Source organism: Pseudomonas sp. PDNC002, assembly GCF_016919445.1.
Taxonomy (GTDB): Bacteria; Pseudomonadota; Gammaproteobacteria; order Pseudomonadales; family Pseudomonadaceae; genus Pseudomonas.
In genome coordinates this window covers 2302275-2317506 of sequence record NZ_CP070356.1, presented here as the reverse complement: position 1 = coordinate 2317506, position 15232 = coordinate 2302275, and the positions used below count along the sequence as shown (strand labels likewise).

Here is a 15232-nt window from a genome sequence, read left to right as displayed (position 1 = left end):
TTCACCATGCACGATGAAACGTCAACCAACCTCCACTCCCATCTTATTCGGTGGAGAGCAGGTCCATCGAATGACGGTCCATCATTTCCAGCGCCTTGCCGCCGCCACGAGCCACGCAGGTCAGCGGGTCCTCGGCGACGATTACCGGCAGGCCGGTTTCCTGGGCCAGCAGCTTGTCCAGGTCACGCAACAGCGCGCCACCACCGGTCAGCACCAGGCCGCGCTCGGCGATGTCGGAAGCGAGTTCCGGCGGGGACTGCTCCAGCGCGCTCTTGACCGCCTGGACGATGGTCGCCAGGGATTCCTGCAGCGCTTCGAGCACTTCGTTGGAATTCAGGGTGAAGCTGCGCGGTACGCCTTCGGCCAGGTTGCGGCCACGGACGTCCACTTCGCGGACTTCGCCACCCGGGAAGGCGGTGCCGATTTCCTGTTTGATGCGCTCAGCGGTGGATTCGCCGATCAGGCTGCCGTAGTTGCGGCGCACGTAAGTGACGATGGCTTCGTCGAAGCGGTCGCCGCCGACGCGGACGGATTCGGCATAGACCACGCCGTTGAGGGAGATCAGCGCGATCTCGGTGGTGCCGCCGCCGATATCGACGACCATGGAACCACGGGCCTCTTCGACCGGCAGGCCGGCGCCGATGGCCGCGGCCATCGGTTCTTCGATCAGGTACACCTCACGGGCGCCAGCGCCCAGGGCCGATTCACGGATGGCGCGGCGTTCCACCTGGGTGGATTTGCACGGCACGCAGATCAGCACGCGAGGGCTGGGCTGCAGGAAGCTGTTCTCATGAACCTTGTTGATGAAGTACTGCAGCATCTTCTCGCAGACGCTGAAGTCGGCGATCACGCCGTCCTTCATCGGACGAATGGCGGCAATGTTGCCCGGGGTACGGCCGAGCATGCGCTTGGCCTCGGTGCCGACGGCGACCACGCTTTTCTGGCTGCCATGGCTACGGATGGCGACCACGGACGGTTCGTTCAGGACGATGCCGCGTTCGCGCACATAAATAAGGGTATTGGCAGTGCCCAGGTCGATCGACAGATCACTGGAGAACATGCCACGCAGTTTTTTGAACATTGGAAAGAAACCCATAGGTGGCGCGTGGGTGAAAAGTGCGCGGGTAAAAAAGTGCGGCAAACTCTAACAATGACGGGGATTTTGGGCAAGGCGGCAATTTATGCTAGATTCCTCGTTTTTCCGGGCCTGCGGGCCCATCCCAGCGGCCTTCGACCGTCTGCCGCGGGTTCTGTTCCCTGCCCTGCAAATTCCGTCCGGCCAGGCCCAGTTCGAGTCTGGCCGCTCTAGCTGGAGACCCCAATGGCGCTTGAACGCTCCGACGTGGAAAAGATCGCCCACCTCGCCCGCCTGGGCCTGGAGGAAGCCGACATTTCGCGTACCACCGATACCCTCAACAACATCCTCGGCCTGATCGACGCCATGCAGGCGGTCGATACCGACGGCGTGGAGCCCCTGGCCCACCCGCTGGAGGCCACCCAGCGCCTGCGCGCGGACGCCGTCACCGAGGAGAACCGCCGCGAAGCCTACCAGGCCATCGCGCCGGCCGTGGAAGACGGCCTCTACCTCGTCCCGAAAGTCATCGAGTAAGCGAGAAGGACACGGACATATGCTGCATCAATTGACCCTCGCCGAAGTCGCTCGCGGACTCGCCGACAAGCAATTTTCCGCCCAGGAACTGGCCACTGCCCTGCTCGCGCGCATCAAGCAGCTCGACCCGCAGTTGAACAGCTTCATCACGATTACCGAAGAAAACGCCCTGGCCCAGGCCAAGGCCGCCGACGAACGGCGCGCCAAAGGCGACACCGGCGCCCTGCTCGGCGCGCCGATCGCCCACAAGGACCTGTTCTGCACCCAGGGCGTGCGCACCAGCTGCGGCTCGAAGATCCTCGACGCCTTCGTCTCGCCCTACGACGCCACCGTCGTCGAGCGCCTGGCCGATGCCGGCACCGTGAGCCTGGGCAAGCTGAACATGGACGAGTTCGCCATGGGCTCGGCCAACGAATCCAGCCACTACGGCCCGGTGAAGAACCCCTGGGATACCTCCCGCGTACCGGGCGGCTCCTCCGGCGGCTCCGCCGCTGCCGTGGCCGCGCGCCTGATTCCGGCCGCCACCGGCACCGACACCGGCGGTTCGATCCGCCAGCCCGCGGCACTGACCAACCTGACCGGCATCAAGCCGACCTACGGTCGCGTGTCCCGCTGGGGCATGATCGCCTACGCCTCCAGCCTCGACCAGGGCGGCCCGCTGGCCCGCACCGCCGAGGACTGCGCGCTGATGCTCGGCGCCATGGCCGGCTTCGACCCGAAGGACTCCACCTGCGTCGACCAGCCGGTAGACGATTACCTGGCCGCCCTGGCCAAGCCGCTCACCGGTCTGCGCATCGGCCTGCCGAAGGAATACTTCGGTGCCGGCCTGGACAGCCGCATCGCCGATGCGGTGATGAAAGTGGTCGAGCAGCTCAAGCAGCTCGGCGCGGTGGTCAAGGAGATCTCCCTGCCGAACATGCAGCATGCGATTCCTGCTTATTATGTGATAGCGCCCGCAGAAGCGAGCTCCAACCTGTCGCGCTTCGACGGCGTTCGCTACGGCTACCGCTGCGAGGACCCGAAGGACCTGCAGGACCTGTACAAGCGCTCCCGCGCCGAAGGCTTCGGCGCTGAAGTGAAGAACCGCATCATGGTCGGTACCTACGCGCTGTCCGCCGGTTACTACGATGCGTACTACCTGAAAGCCCAGAAGATTCGTCGCCTGATCAAGAACGACTTCACCAATGCCTTCGCGGAAGTCGACGTGATCCTCGGCCCGACCACGCCGAACCCGGCCTGGAAGCTCGGCGAGAAGAACAACGACCCGGTCGCCCAGTACCTGGAAGACATCTACACCATCACCGCCAACCTCGCCGGCATTCCGGGCCTGTCCATGCCCGCCGGCTTCGTCGACGGCCTGCCGGTGGGTGTCCAGCTGCTCGCGCCGTACTTCCAGGAAGGCCGCCTGCTCAACGTCGCGCACCAGTACCAACTGGCGACCGACTGGCACAAACAAGCACCGGCTGGATTCTGAGAGCCTGCTCAAGGTCTAGCCGAGCACAGCTCAGGCAAGGCGAAAACAGGCGAGAAAGCGCAGTTTGCGCGCTGTAAATGAGCATTTTGAGTCTGTTTTCAACGCCGCATGAGCAAGTGCAGGCAGACATTGAGCAGGCTCGGAGGACGACACACATGCAATGGGAAACGGTGATCGGGCTGGAAATCCACGCACAGCTCTCCACCCAATCGAAGATCTTCTCCGGTAGCGCCACCACCTTCGGCGCCGCCCCGAACACCCAGGCCAGCCTGATCGACCTGGCGATGCCCGGCACCCTGCCGGTGCTGAACCAGGAAGCCGTGCGCATGGCGTGCCAGTTCGGCCTGGCGATCAACGCCGAGATCGCCGAGCGCAACGTCTTCGCCCGGAAGAACTACTTCTACCCGGACCTGCCCAAGGGCTACCAGACCAGCCAGATGGACCACCCCATCGTCGGCAAGGGCTTCCTCGACATCACCCTGGAAGACGGCACCGTCAAGCGCGTCGGCATCACCCGCGCGCACCTGGAAGAAGACGCCGGCAAGAGCCTGCACGAAGACTTCCACGGCATGAGCGGCATCGACCTGAACCGCGCCGGCACCCCGCTGCTGGAGATCGTCTCCGAGCCGGAGATGCGCAGCGCCAAGGAAGCCGTGGCGTATGCCAAGGCGATCCATGCGCTGGTGCGCTACCTGGGCATCTGCGACGGCAACATGGCCGAAGGCTCGCTGCGTTGCGACTGCAACGTCTCAGTACGCCCCAAAGGCCAGGCTGAGTTCGGCACTCGCCGCGAGATCAAGAACGTCAACTCGTTCAAGTTCATCGAGCGGGCCATCAACACGGAGATTGCCTGGCAGATCGACGAGCTGGAATCCGGCCGCAAGATCGTCCAGGAAACAGTCCTGTATGACGTGGCTGCCAACGAAACGCGCTCCATGCGCAGCAAGGAAGAAGCCAACGACTACCGTTACTTCCCCTGTCCGGACCTGCTGCCGGTGGTGATCGAACAGAGCTTCCTCGACGACCTGCGCGGCCAACTGCCGGAACTGCCGGACCAGAAGCGCGAGCGCTTCGAGAGCCAGTACGGCCTGTCCGCCTACGACGCCAGCGTGCTGTCCGCCAGCCGCGAGATGGCCGACTACTTCGAGAAGGTCCAGACCATCTGCGGCGACGCCAAGCTGGCCGCCAACTGGGTGATGGGCGAGCTCTCCAGCCTGCTCAACAAGGACGGCCTGGAGATCGAGCAGTCGCCGGTTTCCGCCCAGCACCTGGGCGAGATGATCCTGCGCCTGAAGGACGGCACCATCAACGGCAAGGCCGCGAAGACCGTGTTCGCCGCCATGGCCGAGGGTGAAGGCTCGCCGGACGAGATCATCAAGGCCAAGGACCTGGTGCAGAACACCGACAGCGGCGCCGTCGAGAAGCTGCTGGACGATGTGCTGGCGGCCAACGCCGAGCAGGTCGAACAGTACCGCGCCAGCGATGAAGCCAAGCGCGGCAAGATGTTCGGCTTCTTCGTCGGCCAGGCCATGAAGGCCGCCAAGGGCAAGGCCAACCCGGCGCAAGTGAACGAACTGCTGAAGAAGAAGCTCGAAGGCTGAGCCCACACTTCAACGACGCCGGGCTTGCCCGGCGTTTTTTTCGTCCGGAGGTTCGATGCTACGACCCATGGCCCTCGTCGGTTGTCTGGCCCTGCTGGCCGGCTGTAGCACCACGTCTTACGACAGCGACTCGGAGGTCTCCGGCCGCGGCTACCGCGCCGAAGGCACCGCGTCCTATTACGGCAAGGCCCACCACGGCAAGCGTACCGCCAGCGGCGAGCGCTTCAACCAGAACGCCTTGACCGCCGCGCACCGCACCCTGGCCTTCGGCACCCGGGTAAAAGTCACCAACCTCGACAATGGCCGCAGCGTCGTCGTGCGCATCAACGACCGCGGGCCGTTCGGTCGCGGCCGCATCATCGACGTCTCGAAAGCCGCCGCCGAACAACTCAACATGCTGCGCTCCGGCACTGCCCGGGTGCGCCTGGAAGGTCTCTGAAGGAGCCAGAATGAGCAACGACAACCGCAAGGCCGGCGAGCAGGTTCGCCGCGAAGTGATGGGCGACGCCTTCGTCGACCGCGCCCTGGGCAATGCCACCGAGTTCACCCAGCCGCTGCAGGACTTCGTCAACGAACACGCCTGGGGTGGCGTCTGGAACCGCGAAGGCCTGCCGCGCAAGACCCGCAGCCTGATCACCCTGGCCGCACTGACTGCACTGAAATGCCCGCAGGAGCTGAAAGGCCACGTGCGCGGCGCTCTGAACAACGGCTGCACCGTGGAAGAGATTCGCGAGGCGTTGCTGCATTGCGCGGTGTATGCCGGCGTCCCGGCGGCCATCGATGCCTTCCGCGCTGCGCAGGAAGTGATCGACGCCTGGCAGGCCGATCAGAAAGCCTGATTCGGCCTTTGCGTAGGAGCGGACTCCGTCCGCGATAGGTCCGCATCGCGCCGGATACCATCGCGGACAGCCCGCTCCTACGAGAAACCTCTGCGCTCGGGGTGGCCCTCACCCTAACCCTCTCCCTGAGGGAGAGGGGACCGTTCGGTGCAAGTTGAAACCTTTGCGTCAGTCGGCTCGGACTGCCCCCTCTCCCTCTGGGAGAGGGCTGGGGTGAGGGGAATTCAGGGGCACGGATTTACCGAAGAAGACAGTTGCTCCTACGAGAACTTTAACCCCGCCGTTATGGATAACTGAACCGCTTCACCAGCGTCAGCTCGCCCGGCTGGCGCATCGGGATCAGGAAGGACTCCTGCTTCTCGTTCACTGTCCCTTCCTCCGTGACGATCGTCACCTGTGCCGTGGTCAGCGGCTTGGCTGCGTTGACGTCACCGGAGCTGTCATCCTCACTCCAACCCCCGCCGTAGTAGTTCACGTAGACCAGGTACTGGCCCTTGAGCGGCGTCGGGCTGGCGATGATCTCCGGACCATAGCCGGTGGTCACGTCGACGTCCTGGGCCGCGCCGTTGGGCAGCGAGCGGTTGCCGTACCAGACGTGCCCGCCATCGGGCGTCACCAGGTGCAGGTCGAGGTCGGTGTTGTCCGAATCCCAGGACAGCATGACCCGCAGCTTGGCCGCCACCTCGCCGCCACCGCCGCCGTGATAAAACTGCACGCGCTTGCGCTGCTGGCCGTCCGGGCTGATGACTTCGACGCTGTTGGACCCCGCCGGGAATGCGAAGGGGCGGTCGAACCTGCCATCGTTTTCGACCCGCATCGGCATGGCTACGCCGTTGACCACCAGACGTGCCGGCTCCTTGCTGTCCTTGGGCAGCCCACGGATTTCTCCACGGATACGCGCGGTATCGGACTGGTCCTCCCGCGAGTTCACCGAAGACGCCGGGTAGTTCACCGTCTGCCGGAAGTCGGCCTTGTCGCCATCGCCCGCGCGCCAGCCACCCAGCGGCGTGTCCAGGCTGATCGGCGATTCAGCGGCCTGCGCAGCCAACGGAATCAGGCTGGCGAGCAGGGACAGGCGGAGCACATGGGCGAATTTCATGGCGATCATTCCAGTATCAGGCGACGGGCCAGGCTTTCCACGTAGCCCTCGTCTTGTCCATTGGGGTGCGCCTGGAAAGCCAGGTGCAGGTATTCATGAGCCAGGTCGAGACGGTCCTGCTGGGAGTACAGGCCGCGCACGTAGATGCGCTGGCGTTCGCGATCGACGTAGGGCCGGCCGCTGCTCAGGCGGCATACCGCGAAGGACTGCAACTCTTCATAGCCCGGCTCGCTTTCCAGGCGTGGCCGCCAGTCGCGGCGCTGCGCCTTGAGCCAGCGCTCGGCCTCCGGCAGGGGCTGGCAGGCGGCGATCGGGTTGCTCCAGCGGCTGAGGCTGGTACGCGGGAATGCACGAGCGAGGATCGCATCGTAGCGCAGGCCCTTGGCGGCCTGGTCCTGGGCATCGCGCCAGGACAGTTTCGACTGCCCCGCCTCGTCAGAGTGATAGGTGACAGTGCCACCGGCCAATACCAGATCGGCGGTCCAGGCGGCGATGCCTCGCGCCGCGTCACTGGCCGGGCGCGGCGCCACGCGCTGGCGCTGGCTACTGTCGTCGATGCTCAGGCAGTCGCCGCGCGGAGCGCCGTTCTGCAACAGGTAGGTGCGGATGGTCACCGCCAGCGCCTTGGCCGCTTCCGCGGGCGTAACGGAGGCCTCGCGATCCAGCACCCGCGCCACATATTCCTCGCGGGACAGGCGCGCGGTCAGACGCGGCCCCTGGGCGCCGCGCTCGAGGAACAGATCGCCGCTGCTGTTCACATCGAGGCGAACCCCGTTGGCGAACAGCACATTCTGCCGACCCTCCAGCAAGCCTTCGGCGGCAAGTTGATTGCGCGCGTCGTAGACCTCCTTCAACGGATAGCGACTGAACAGGCTGACTTCCACGCAGCGCCCCGGATCACGCGGCCAGGGCGCGGGCAGCGCAGCACCAATGGCATTGCCGTACTTCGCCAGGACCGTCTTGCTGGTGCCCGGACCGCGCGCCCAGAGCGGCGTACCGTCCACCAGCCAGCCGGCAAAGCCGCCTTCGCGCTTGCCGTTCTCGTCCCAACTCCAGGTCTTTACCCGCAGGCGGCCACCCAACGCGGCCGGGGCACGGCCGTCATCGGCGGCGAGGCTGACGTCCAGCAGCACCTTCTGTGCCTGCTCCTGGGCGGGCAGGTGTTGAAGTTGATCGAGCAGTTCTTCGACCGGCACTTCGGTCTGCGGCGTTAGATGGTCGAGTTGCGTGATCCAGGCCGGCGCATGGCGCGCCTGCCAATACTGCTGCCAGACGGCGTCGTCGATTCCCAGGCGCTGCGGCTGGAAGTACAGGCCGCAGGACTTCACCAGCGCGGCATCACGCCCGATGCTCTGCCCCGCAGCGCAGCAGTAGACCTCTTCCTTGCTCTCGCCTCGGCATTGATAGGCCGGCTCCTGCTGGCCGGTATCGTTCAGCCAGGCATAGACGAAGAGCTTCCACAGGCTGCCCAACGGCGTCTTCTGGTCCGCTGGCAGCGGTTGACGGTCGAGCACCTGCTGCGGCCCGAGACGCAGCAGTTCGTCACCCTGTGCGGTGCGCCAGGCCAGTTGCGCCTGCTCCTGCGAGCCGGGCGCCGCCTGGGCGCACAGCGGCAACAGCAGGATCAGCCCGGCAAGGCGCACACGCATTTACTGGACCTTGATCTTCGCCAGGGCCGGCTGCTGCTCCAGCGCCTGTTCCTGCGGCGCATAGAGCCGCTGGTAGCGCGCCGGCGGCAGGACGAATTCGCCTTTCTGCGAGAAGCGGACCAGATGGCGGAAGCGCAGCTCGCCACCCAGGGTATCCACCGGCACGCCGTAGAACAGGTCACCCGGCTCGTTGCGCGCGCGTTCCAGGCTGGTCGCCTCGACGCCACCCAGGCCGCTGATCTGCAGGCCCCAGGTAGTGCGCTCGACATCAGCGCCCGGCGGCAGCGGCACTTCCAGCATGCCGTAGCGCAGGGCTTGCGCCTGATCGGTGGTCAGGGTCACTTCGTCCAGGTACAGCTCGTCGCTGGACAGCGGCTTGTCGCCCAGTTCCTCGGCCTTGAAGGCGAAGGCGTCATCACCCGGCACCAGGCGCAGCAGGCGGCGCTTGATGGTCACCGGCAGTTGGCTGGCCGGCGCTTCGGCGCTGCGGAAGGTCACGGAGGCGTTGAGCGGACGCGACGGCGCGGCACTCAGGTCCAGTTGTGCCGGAACGCCGTTGCCCTGCCATTGCCAGAAGGCATCGCCGGTGGTGCTGCGGCCTTCTTTCCACTCTGCCGCCGGCTTGGGCAGTTCGGCCGCCGGGGCCTCGGCCACGGCGCGCTGCATCCAGGTCAGCGCCAGGGCGCGTTCAACGGTCGACTGTTGCGGAGCCAGACTCAGCAGCAGTGCGCGGGCACGGCTGGCATCCACGGTACCGCTGTACAGCTGTACGGCACGAGCGAACGGCTGGTCGCTGGTGTTCAATTTCAGGCGTGCGCCATCCAGTTGCTTGGCGAAGCCCGACGGCAGCGCGACCTTGTTCTGCTCGGCCAGGCTGGCCGTCAGCACACGGGCCACCGCCAGACCCAGCTCGGAGTCCGGGCGGCCCATGACCAGGCTGTCGTCGCTGTCGAAGTCGTTGACGGACTTCGCTGCCTCGCCGTTGCCTGCGTTCTCCAGGTCGGCGAGCAGGCCGCTGACCAGGGTCTGTACCGGCAACTGCATGTCGCGGGCGAACGCCAGGATCAGCGCGCGCTGCAACAGGGGAGTCGCGCTGGCACGCGCGGAGTACAGCTCCAGCACGCGCTGCCAGTGGTCCGGCGGCAACTGGATTTCCAGCGCACGGCTGGCGTGCCAGTCGGCGTAGTAGGCGTAGGCGGTGAGGAAAGCGTCGTTGTCTTCGCCGCCCCACCAGGTGAAGTAGGCATCCGGGCCGGCCATCTGCACCAGGCGCAGGCGGCTGGTCTGCATGATCAGGCGCAGGCGGTCACGCACACGCGGTTCGCCATTGGCCAGCATCGGGTAGGCGACGCTCAGAGGCAGCAACTGGCTGGCGGTCTGCTCGACACCACCCCACGGATAATTCAGCAGCGAATCGAGGTTGCCGCGCAGCAATGCCTGGGCGCTGTCATCCAGGCGCAGGCTCACGTCGCGGGCATCCGCCGGCAGTTGCAGCGGGGTGTTCTGCGCGCTGACCTGCAGCGGTTTGGACTGCAGCACCTGCCAGCTATCGGCCACCAGGCTGAAGTGGACGCCGAGGCTATCGCGAACCTGTCCGTCCTGGCGCAGTTCCACGCTCCAGTCACCATCATTCAACGGCTGTTGCGGCAGGGCGATGTAGTTGACGCCGCGCTTGAGTTCCAGCGCCTGGGTCTTCTCTTCGCCATTGGCGCGGATCAGCAGTTCAGCCTTGGTGTCCTGTTCGCCCTGGTTGAAGACGAACAGACCAAGGTCCGGCGCATCGCCGGTGCGGAAGCGTTTCGGGCCGCTCCACTTCAGGTACAGCGGCTTCTCGGAGCGGATGAACTGCTTCTTCTGGCCGACCTGCCCCTCGTCATCCATGGCACGGGCGGTGATGCGCCAGCGGGTCAGGGAATCGGGCATGCGGAACTTGAACTGGGCCTTGCCGTTGGCGTCGGAGACCAGCTCCGGCTCCCAGGCGGCGGTGTCGACTTCCTCGCGGCGCGGGCGCTCCAGTACCTTCACGCCGCGCTCGCTGCGGTTGGCGCGGCCGGGGGCACTGGGTGTACCCGGCAAGGCGACGTCGTAGCTGATGAACGACAGGCTGGCGCTGGTGCGCACGTTGTTGCGGCGCGGGTGGTAGAAGAACTGGTCGATGCCCGGGGCGATCTCCGGCTGCAGTGCGTAGATCATCTCGTCCACCACGCTCACGGTGAGGTGGCTGGAAACGGGCTTGCCGGCATAGGTGGTGTCGAGGTTGACAGTGACCGTCTCGCCCGGCTCGTAGCGCTCCTTGTCGGTGCTGACGGCGATCTCCACCTGCGGCACCGCGACCTTGATGCCGGCGTTCTGGAAGCTGTAGTCGCCGCTGCGGGTGTAGAGCACGGAGAAGGTCAGGTTCGGCGAGAACTCGGCCTTCACCGGAATGCGCGCGCGGTACTGGGTCGGGTTGAGCTTCTCCAGCTTCAGCCAGTCGCCGCCCTTGGACAGCAGCGCGGTGGCCTCGACCTTGTCGCGCTCCAGCGAGAGCAGCGCATCGTCCACCGGCTCGGGGAAGGTGATCAGCGCCAGCGCTTCTTCACCGGCCTTGTACTCGGCCTTGTCGAGGACGATTTCCACGGTGCCCGGTACGGCCTTCACACCGTCGCCGCTGACCGAATGGCCAGTGCCGCCGAGCAGTTGGCCGGCCTTGTCGCGCAGCTCGACGCTGTAGGTGCCGGGCTTGTCGAAGGTGATGGCGAACTTGCCGTCGGCCACCGCGCCATCGCCGCTGCTGCGGTCTTCCAGGCGCAGCCAGCGGTAGGCGGTCGGCTGGATCGGCGTCTGCTGTTCTGCGGCGTAGCTGAACTCGACCTTGTCACCGGCGGCGCTGAAGCGCTGCGGCGCACTCACGCGGTAGCGCGCGGCGCCGCGCTCGATGAGGATTTCCTTGCTGGTCTTCACGCGGTACGCGGCGCCATCGCTGGCGAACACGGTGAGCATGTAGCGGCTGGGCCTCTCCGCCGCCGGCAGGTCCAGCGCGGCGCGGCCCTGGGCATCGGTGGTGATCTGCGCGCTGGACAGCTCCACGGGGAACTGACCGAGGTACTGTAGTTCGTTGTCCACCATGGACAGCTGCTGGGCGCGCAGGCTCAGTTCCAGGCGTGCGTTGGCCACCGGCTTGCCGTCCGGGTAGAGCAGGATCAGGTTGCCCTTCACCGGCTCGCCGGTCTTGAAGTCCGGCTTGGCGAGATCAAGGGAAATCTCGAAGTGCGGCTTGATGTACTCGGCGACGCGGAAGGCGCTGCTGTAGGTCTGGTCGCGGTAGTCGAAGCGCAGCTCGTAGCCGCCGGCCACGGCGTTGGCCGGCAGTTGGAAGCGGCCGTTGGTGCCACTCTTGGCGTCGTATTTCAGGTCCAGCGTCTGCAGCGTGGTGCCGGCGGCGTCGATCACCGACAGGCGCAGCGGGGCAGCTTGCGGAGCCTGCGACTCACGGGAGTTCTTGAACTCACGGCCGACGATCTTCAGCGATACCCAGTCGCCCGGACGGTACAGCGGGCGGTCAGTGAAGGCGTAGAGCTTGGTGTCGTAGATTTCGCTGTCGTAATAGAAGTTCTCGGAGACGAAGACACCGCCCTCCTCGTCCTCGCCGATCACGAAGGAGCGCTCGGGGCTGACGTGCTGCAGGCGCAACAGGCCATCGGCATCGCTGCTGCCGCTGCTCATCACGCCCAGGCCATCGGTCCACAGTACCTTGGCGCCGGCAACCGGCGTGCCCTCATGCTTGCGCGCGGTCCAGACCAGCAGCTCGTTGCCGGCGATCTTGCTCACCGCAACGCTGTTGGAGACGAACACCACGGTGGTGGCGCGGTATTTACCGACCAGCGCTTCGACCAGATAGAGGCCGGGCTTCAGCTTGCCCAGCGGCACGTAGACGTTGCCGGGAGCGACGTTGATGAACTCGCTGGAGGAGCCGGCCAGGGTGACTTCTTTCGGCGGCTGGATCGGCTTGGCGTCCCACAGCGGGTAGCGGAACTGGCTGACCATCGGCAGGCCGGGAATCGGCGCGTACTGCGGCTGGGCGTCGTACGGGGTGGGCGCGCGCATGGCATTGCCCATCTTCAGTTCGGGCACCACTTCGGTGACCTGCTGGCGCGACTCGTAGGAGAAGGTCCGCTGCATCACCCGACGCGACTTGCGGTACCAGTTGTCCCACAGGTAGGCCAGGGTGTTGGACAGGCCTTCGCCCTTGAACTGCCCTTCGGACAGCACGCGGTGCAGGTTCTTCTGGCGCTTGAGGAAGTCCAGCGGCTGGTCGATGCGGTAGACGCGGATGTCCGCGCCGCCGTAGGGCTCCATGCGATAGCGACGGTAGTCGCGGCCCGGCGCTTCCAGGCGCACCTTGGCCACCTCGTCGGAAGCGAAGCTGGAGTCGGCGAGCAGGAAGAACGACTCGCCGGCCATGGGCGTGTAGCCGCTCGCCGGGACGTCGTCGTCCGCCTGCACAAGCGCGGGGGCGGCGGCGAACAGGCCGACGCAGGCCAGGGCAGCGGCCACGCCGCGCAGCGCGTTCATCGGGTCAGGAAGGACAAGCGATAGACGCCGATAAAGTTGGGATTGGATTCGTCGGGTATCCATCGGGTGTCCTTCCATGTCATGAGTTGTTGCAGGCTGACCGAGCGCATGCCGTTGTCGGTCGCCGTACGAGTGCCGGTGTGATAAGCGATGTCGCGGCCCATCCAGATCATCAGATGCTGGTCATCGCCCTGGTCGAAGAACATCAGATCGCCGGGGCGCGCCTGGTTGAGGTCGCGGCCGACGAGCTGGCTGTTGTATTGAATGAGTTTGATCGCGTTGACGTAGGGGCCGGTCTTGCCGCCGCCCTGCTGCCAGGTCTGTGCGAGGTTGCGCTGCGCGTCGGACAATTCCAGCTCCGGCGGCAGATAGCGGTTGGACATGCCGTTGGCGCGCAGCCACTTGGCGTCGTGGACCTTCAGCGCCTCGTTGGCGGCGAAGCGCACCAGCCCCGCGCAGTCCTGCTGGTACCAGCGCGGGTTCGGCCCGCGGCGCAACTGCTCCTCGGCGATGCGCACGAACCAGGCGCGAAACACCTGGGTCTGCTGCGAGTCCAGCGCAGGCTCCGTCGCGTGCGCCAGCGTGGCGACAAGCAGACCGGCGAGCAGCGTGAGGGGAGCTCGAATCACAGCGCCTTCCATTCCAGCGGCAGCCACTCCCATTCGCCGCTCGGCTCGCTGCCGGCCGGCAGGGTCAGGGCGTAGGAGCCGTTGCCGGCGAGGGTCTTCAGGCGCGGCAGGAGCAGCGTGTCGGCGGCGTTGCGGAACACCGGCTCGATGTCCTGAGGCAGGCTGTCGAGGGTTTCACGCTTGAGGAGTTCGGACAGCGTCTTGGGCGCCAGGTAGGCGGGCACCAGGGCGTCCGTGGGCAGCACATCGGCCAGCGGCGGGTAGCGCTTGGCCAGGGTGTTGCGGGCCTTGTCCAGCAACTTGTCGTCGATGGAGAACAGCAGCGTGTTGCCATCGCGCAGCAGGCTGACGCGGAAGAAACCATTGCCGCTGACCTGGTCCGGGTTCTCCGCCTCGCTGGCCGGGTACTGGCCGAAACGCGAGCTGACCTGGCGCTGCCACAGGCGGCCGTCACCCTCGGCGCGGCTTTCCACCTCGAAGGCACCCGCCTCCACATTGGCCTCGTAAGCACCGATCATGCTGCCGAACAGCTTGCCCAGTTGCTCGTCCAGCTCAGGGCTAGCCGGGGCGTCGAGCTTCACCGCGAGCAGCGGCGAATGCAGGCGCGAATCCGGGTACCAGCAGAGGCCGGCAGCACCGGAGAGATGCTCGGAGAAGGCCGCGGCCATCTTCTGCTCGGCCCCCAGCTTCACCAGCATGTTGTCGTACAGGCCCGGCGTGACCGGCAGCGCAACGCAGGCGCTGGCGCCCATGGGCATGGCCTGCCAGACGGGGGTAAAGTCCAGGTCCGGCTGGCGCGCCACTTCATTGAGCGCCAGGTAGCTGTGCCAGCCGTCCTTTCCCTGTTCGAAGCGCACACCGGCAAACGTCGGGATGAAGCGTTGGTAGCCCATGGCGAGCACACCGGCACCCAGGGTGATGCGCTGCTTCAGCTCACCGCGCGGCTCCAGGGCGAAGTCCTTGGCGAACAGCGGTTCGCCTTCCAGCGCGGTTCCCAGGTCCTTGGCGATGGCCGCATCGGGCTCGCCCAGCTTGTCGTAGTCCGGGTTGGGGAAGAGCATCTTCGGGTTCGACAGCACCAGCATCTGGTCGCCACGGGAAACGAACAGCAGTGTCTTCTCGGCGCCGTAGCGCAGGCTGTAGACAGGCGTGGCACTGCCCTTCACCTGAATCTCCGAGACCTTCTTCAACTGGGTGTCATCAGCCGCGACCTTGGCCAGCGGCTCCAGTACCTTGGCCAGCCCGCCACGCTTGAGCACCACCATGAAGTCGCGCAGACGGCCATCGGCGCCGCGCCACAGGGCTACCTGGGCCGGCTGGTCGAGCAGTTCCTCGATCACGCTGTCCTTCAGCGTCAGGTCGTGCTCGTAGACGATGCGTCGCAGGGTGCCGGTCAGGCCCAGGCGGTCGGCGTTGTTCTCGTAGTAGAAGACGAAGTCCTCGGTGAGCACGTCGCGCAGCAGCGGTACTTCCAGCACGGCCTTGGGCAACTGGCTGAGGGAGGCGCTTTCGATCAGTGCATCCGGGCGTTTCAGGTCACGCACGACGTCCGGATTCTCCGGCGCCTCAAGGGAGCCCACCGGCGCCGAATGGAACGCGGGAATCAGGCCGAACGCCAGGGCCAGGCCGCCAGCGACCAGCGCGGCGGCCACTACACCGATTGCGATCAGCGGGCCGCGGCGTGGAGGCTGGGCGGCAGGCGGCGTGGGGATGCTGTCTTGGCTGCTGGAGGGGGTGTTGTCGCTCATGGATCGCTTGTCCCGTGTCATCCCTGCGAG

Annotated in this window: 11 protein-coding genes; 5 read left to right on the top strand and 6 right to left on the bottom strand. The window is 66.0% G+C overall.

The window, feature by feature from the left end; genetic code table 11:
• Positions 1-43: 43 nt before the first annotated feature.
• On the bottom strand, positions 44-1081 hold the full coding sequence (gene mreB, locus JVX91_RS10730; protein ID WP_017518164.1) for a rod shape-determining protein MreB: 1038 nt from the start codon (positions 1079-1081) through the stop codon (positions 44-46).
• A gap of 240 nt (positions 1082-1321) precedes the next feature.
• On the opposite strand from mreB, the gene gatC reads away from it, so the two are divergent.
• The 5 genes from gatC (at position 1322) to JVX91_RS10705 (ending at position 5523) form a co-directional block, all read left to right on the top strand.
• Positions 1322-1609 carry an Asp-tRNA(Asn)/Glu-tRNA(Gln) amidotransferase subunit GatC gene (gene gatC / locus JVX91_RS10725; protein ID WP_015475813.1) on the top strand — a complete coding sequence of 96 codons (288 nt, stop codon included), beginning with the start codon at positions 1322-1324 and terminating at the stop codon, positions 1607-1609.
• A gap of 19 nt (positions 1610-1628) precedes the next feature.
• Positions 1629-3083: an Asp-tRNA(Asn)/Glu-tRNA(Gln) amidotransferase subunit GatA gene (gene gatA / locus JVX91_RS10720; protein WP_205339204.1), complete on the top strand. Its 1455-nt coding sequence runs from the start codon at positions 1629-1631 to the stop codon at positions 3081-3083.
• Positions 3084-3238: 155 nt separating this feature from the next.
• Complete coding sequence (gene gatB, locus JVX91_RS10715) at positions 3239-4684, top strand: Asp-tRNA(Asn)/Glu-tRNA(Gln) amidotransferase subunit GatB (protein ID WP_205339203.1); 1446 nt, start codon at positions 3239-3241, stop codon at positions 4682-4684.
• 55 nt (positions 4685-4739) lie between these two features.
• On the top strand, positions 4740-5123 hold the full coding sequence (locus tag JVX91_RS10710) for a septal ring lytic transglycosylase RlpA family protein (protein WP_024765927.1): 384 nt from the start codon (positions 4740-4742) through the stop codon (positions 5121-5123).
• Between the two features lie 10 nt (positions 5124-5133).
• Positions 5134-5523, top strand: a complete 390-nt coding sequence (locus JVX91_RS10705) for a carboxymuconolactone decarboxylase family protein (protein WP_205339202.1) — start codon at positions 5134-5136, stop codon at positions 5521-5523.
• Between the two features lie 283 nt (positions 5524-5806).
• Here the strand turns inward: JVX91_RS10705 and JVX91_RS10700 are convergent, their stop codons facing one another.
• Genes JVX91_RS10700 through JVX91_RS10680 form a run of 5 tightly spaced genes read right to left on the bottom strand, consistent with a single transcriptional unit; the run spans position 5807 to position 15202 of the window.
• Positions 5807-6622, bottom strand: coding sequence for a DUF2135 domain-containing protein (locus tag JVX91_RS10700; RefSeq protein ID WP_205339201.1), 816 nt, complete (start codon positions 6620-6622; stop codon positions 5807-5809).
• Positions 6623-6627: 5 nt separating this feature from the next.
• Positions 6628-8271, bottom strand: a complete 1644-nt coding sequence (locus tag JVX91_RS10695) for a DUF2300 domain-containing protein (RefSeq protein WP_205339200.1) — start codon at positions 8269-8271, stop codon at positions 6628-6630.
• The gene (locus tag JVX91_RS10690; protein ID WP_205339199.1) at positions 8272-12825 is read right to left on the bottom strand and encodes an alpha-2-macroglobulin; all 4554 of its coding nucleotides are present in this window, start codon (positions 12823-12825) and stop codon (positions 8272-8274) included. It lies immediately after the preceding gene.
• Complete coding sequence (locus JVX91_RS10685; protein ID WP_205339198.1) at positions 12822-13466, bottom strand: DUF1175 family protein; 645 nt, start codon at positions 13464-13466, stop codon at positions 12822-12824. The genes JVX91_RS10690 and JVX91_RS10685 overlap by 4 nt, the downstream gene beginning before the upstream one ends.
• Positions 13451-15202, bottom strand: a complete 1752-nt coding sequence (locus JVX91_RS10680) for a DUF2138 family protein (RefSeq protein ID WP_205339197.1) — start codon at positions 15200-15202, stop codon at positions 13451-13453. Before JVX91_RS10680 ends, JVX91_RS10685 begins: the two co-directional genes overlap by 16 nt.
• Positions 15203-15232 lie beyond the last annotated feature (30 nt).

Bases quoted from the DNA above. Each gene is read 5' to 3' on its own strand.
- mreB (WP_017518164.1), bottom strand. From the start codon at position 1,081: ATGTTCAAAAAACTGCGTGGCATGTTCTCCAGTGATCTGTCGATCGAC.
- gatC (WP_015475813.1), top strand. From the start codon at position 1,322: ATGGCGCTTGAACGCTCCGACGTGGAAAAGATCGCCCACCTCGCCCGC.
- gatA (WP_205339204.1), top strand. From the start codon at position 1,629: ATGCTGCATCAATTGACCCTCGCCGAAGTCGCTCGCGGACTCGCCGAC.
- gatB (WP_205339203.1), top strand. From the start codon at position 3,239: ATGCAATGGGAAACGGTGATCGGGCTGGAAATCCACGCACAGCTCTCC.
- JVX91_RS10710 (WP_024765927.1), top strand. From the start codon at position 4,740: ATGCTACGACCCATGGCCCTCGTCGGTTGTCTGGCCCTGCTGGCCGGC.
- JVX91_RS10705 (WP_205339202.1), top strand. From the start codon at position 5,134: ATGAGCAACGACAACCGCAAGGCCGGCGAGCAGGTTCGCCGCGAAGTG.
- JVX91_RS10700 (WP_205339201.1), bottom strand. From the start codon at position 6,622: ATGAAATTCGCCCATGTGCTCCGCCTGTCCCTGCTCGCCAGCCTGATT.
- JVX91_RS10695 (WP_205339200.1), bottom strand. From the start codon at position 8,271: ATGCGTGTGCGCCTTGCCGGGCTGATCCTGCTGTTGCCGCTGTGCGCC.
- JVX91_RS10690 (WP_205339199.1), bottom strand. From the start codon at position 12,825: ATGAACGCGCTGCGCGGCGTGGCCGCTGCCCTGGCCTGCGTCGGCCTG.
- JVX91_RS10685 (WP_205339198.1), bottom strand. From the start codon at position 13,466: ATGGAAGGCGCTGTGATTCGAGCTCCCCTCACGCTGCTCGCCGGTCTG.
- JVX91_RS10680 (WP_205339197.1), bottom strand. From the start codon at position 15,202: ATGAGCGACAACACCCCCTCCAGCAGCCAAGACAGCATCCCCACGCCG.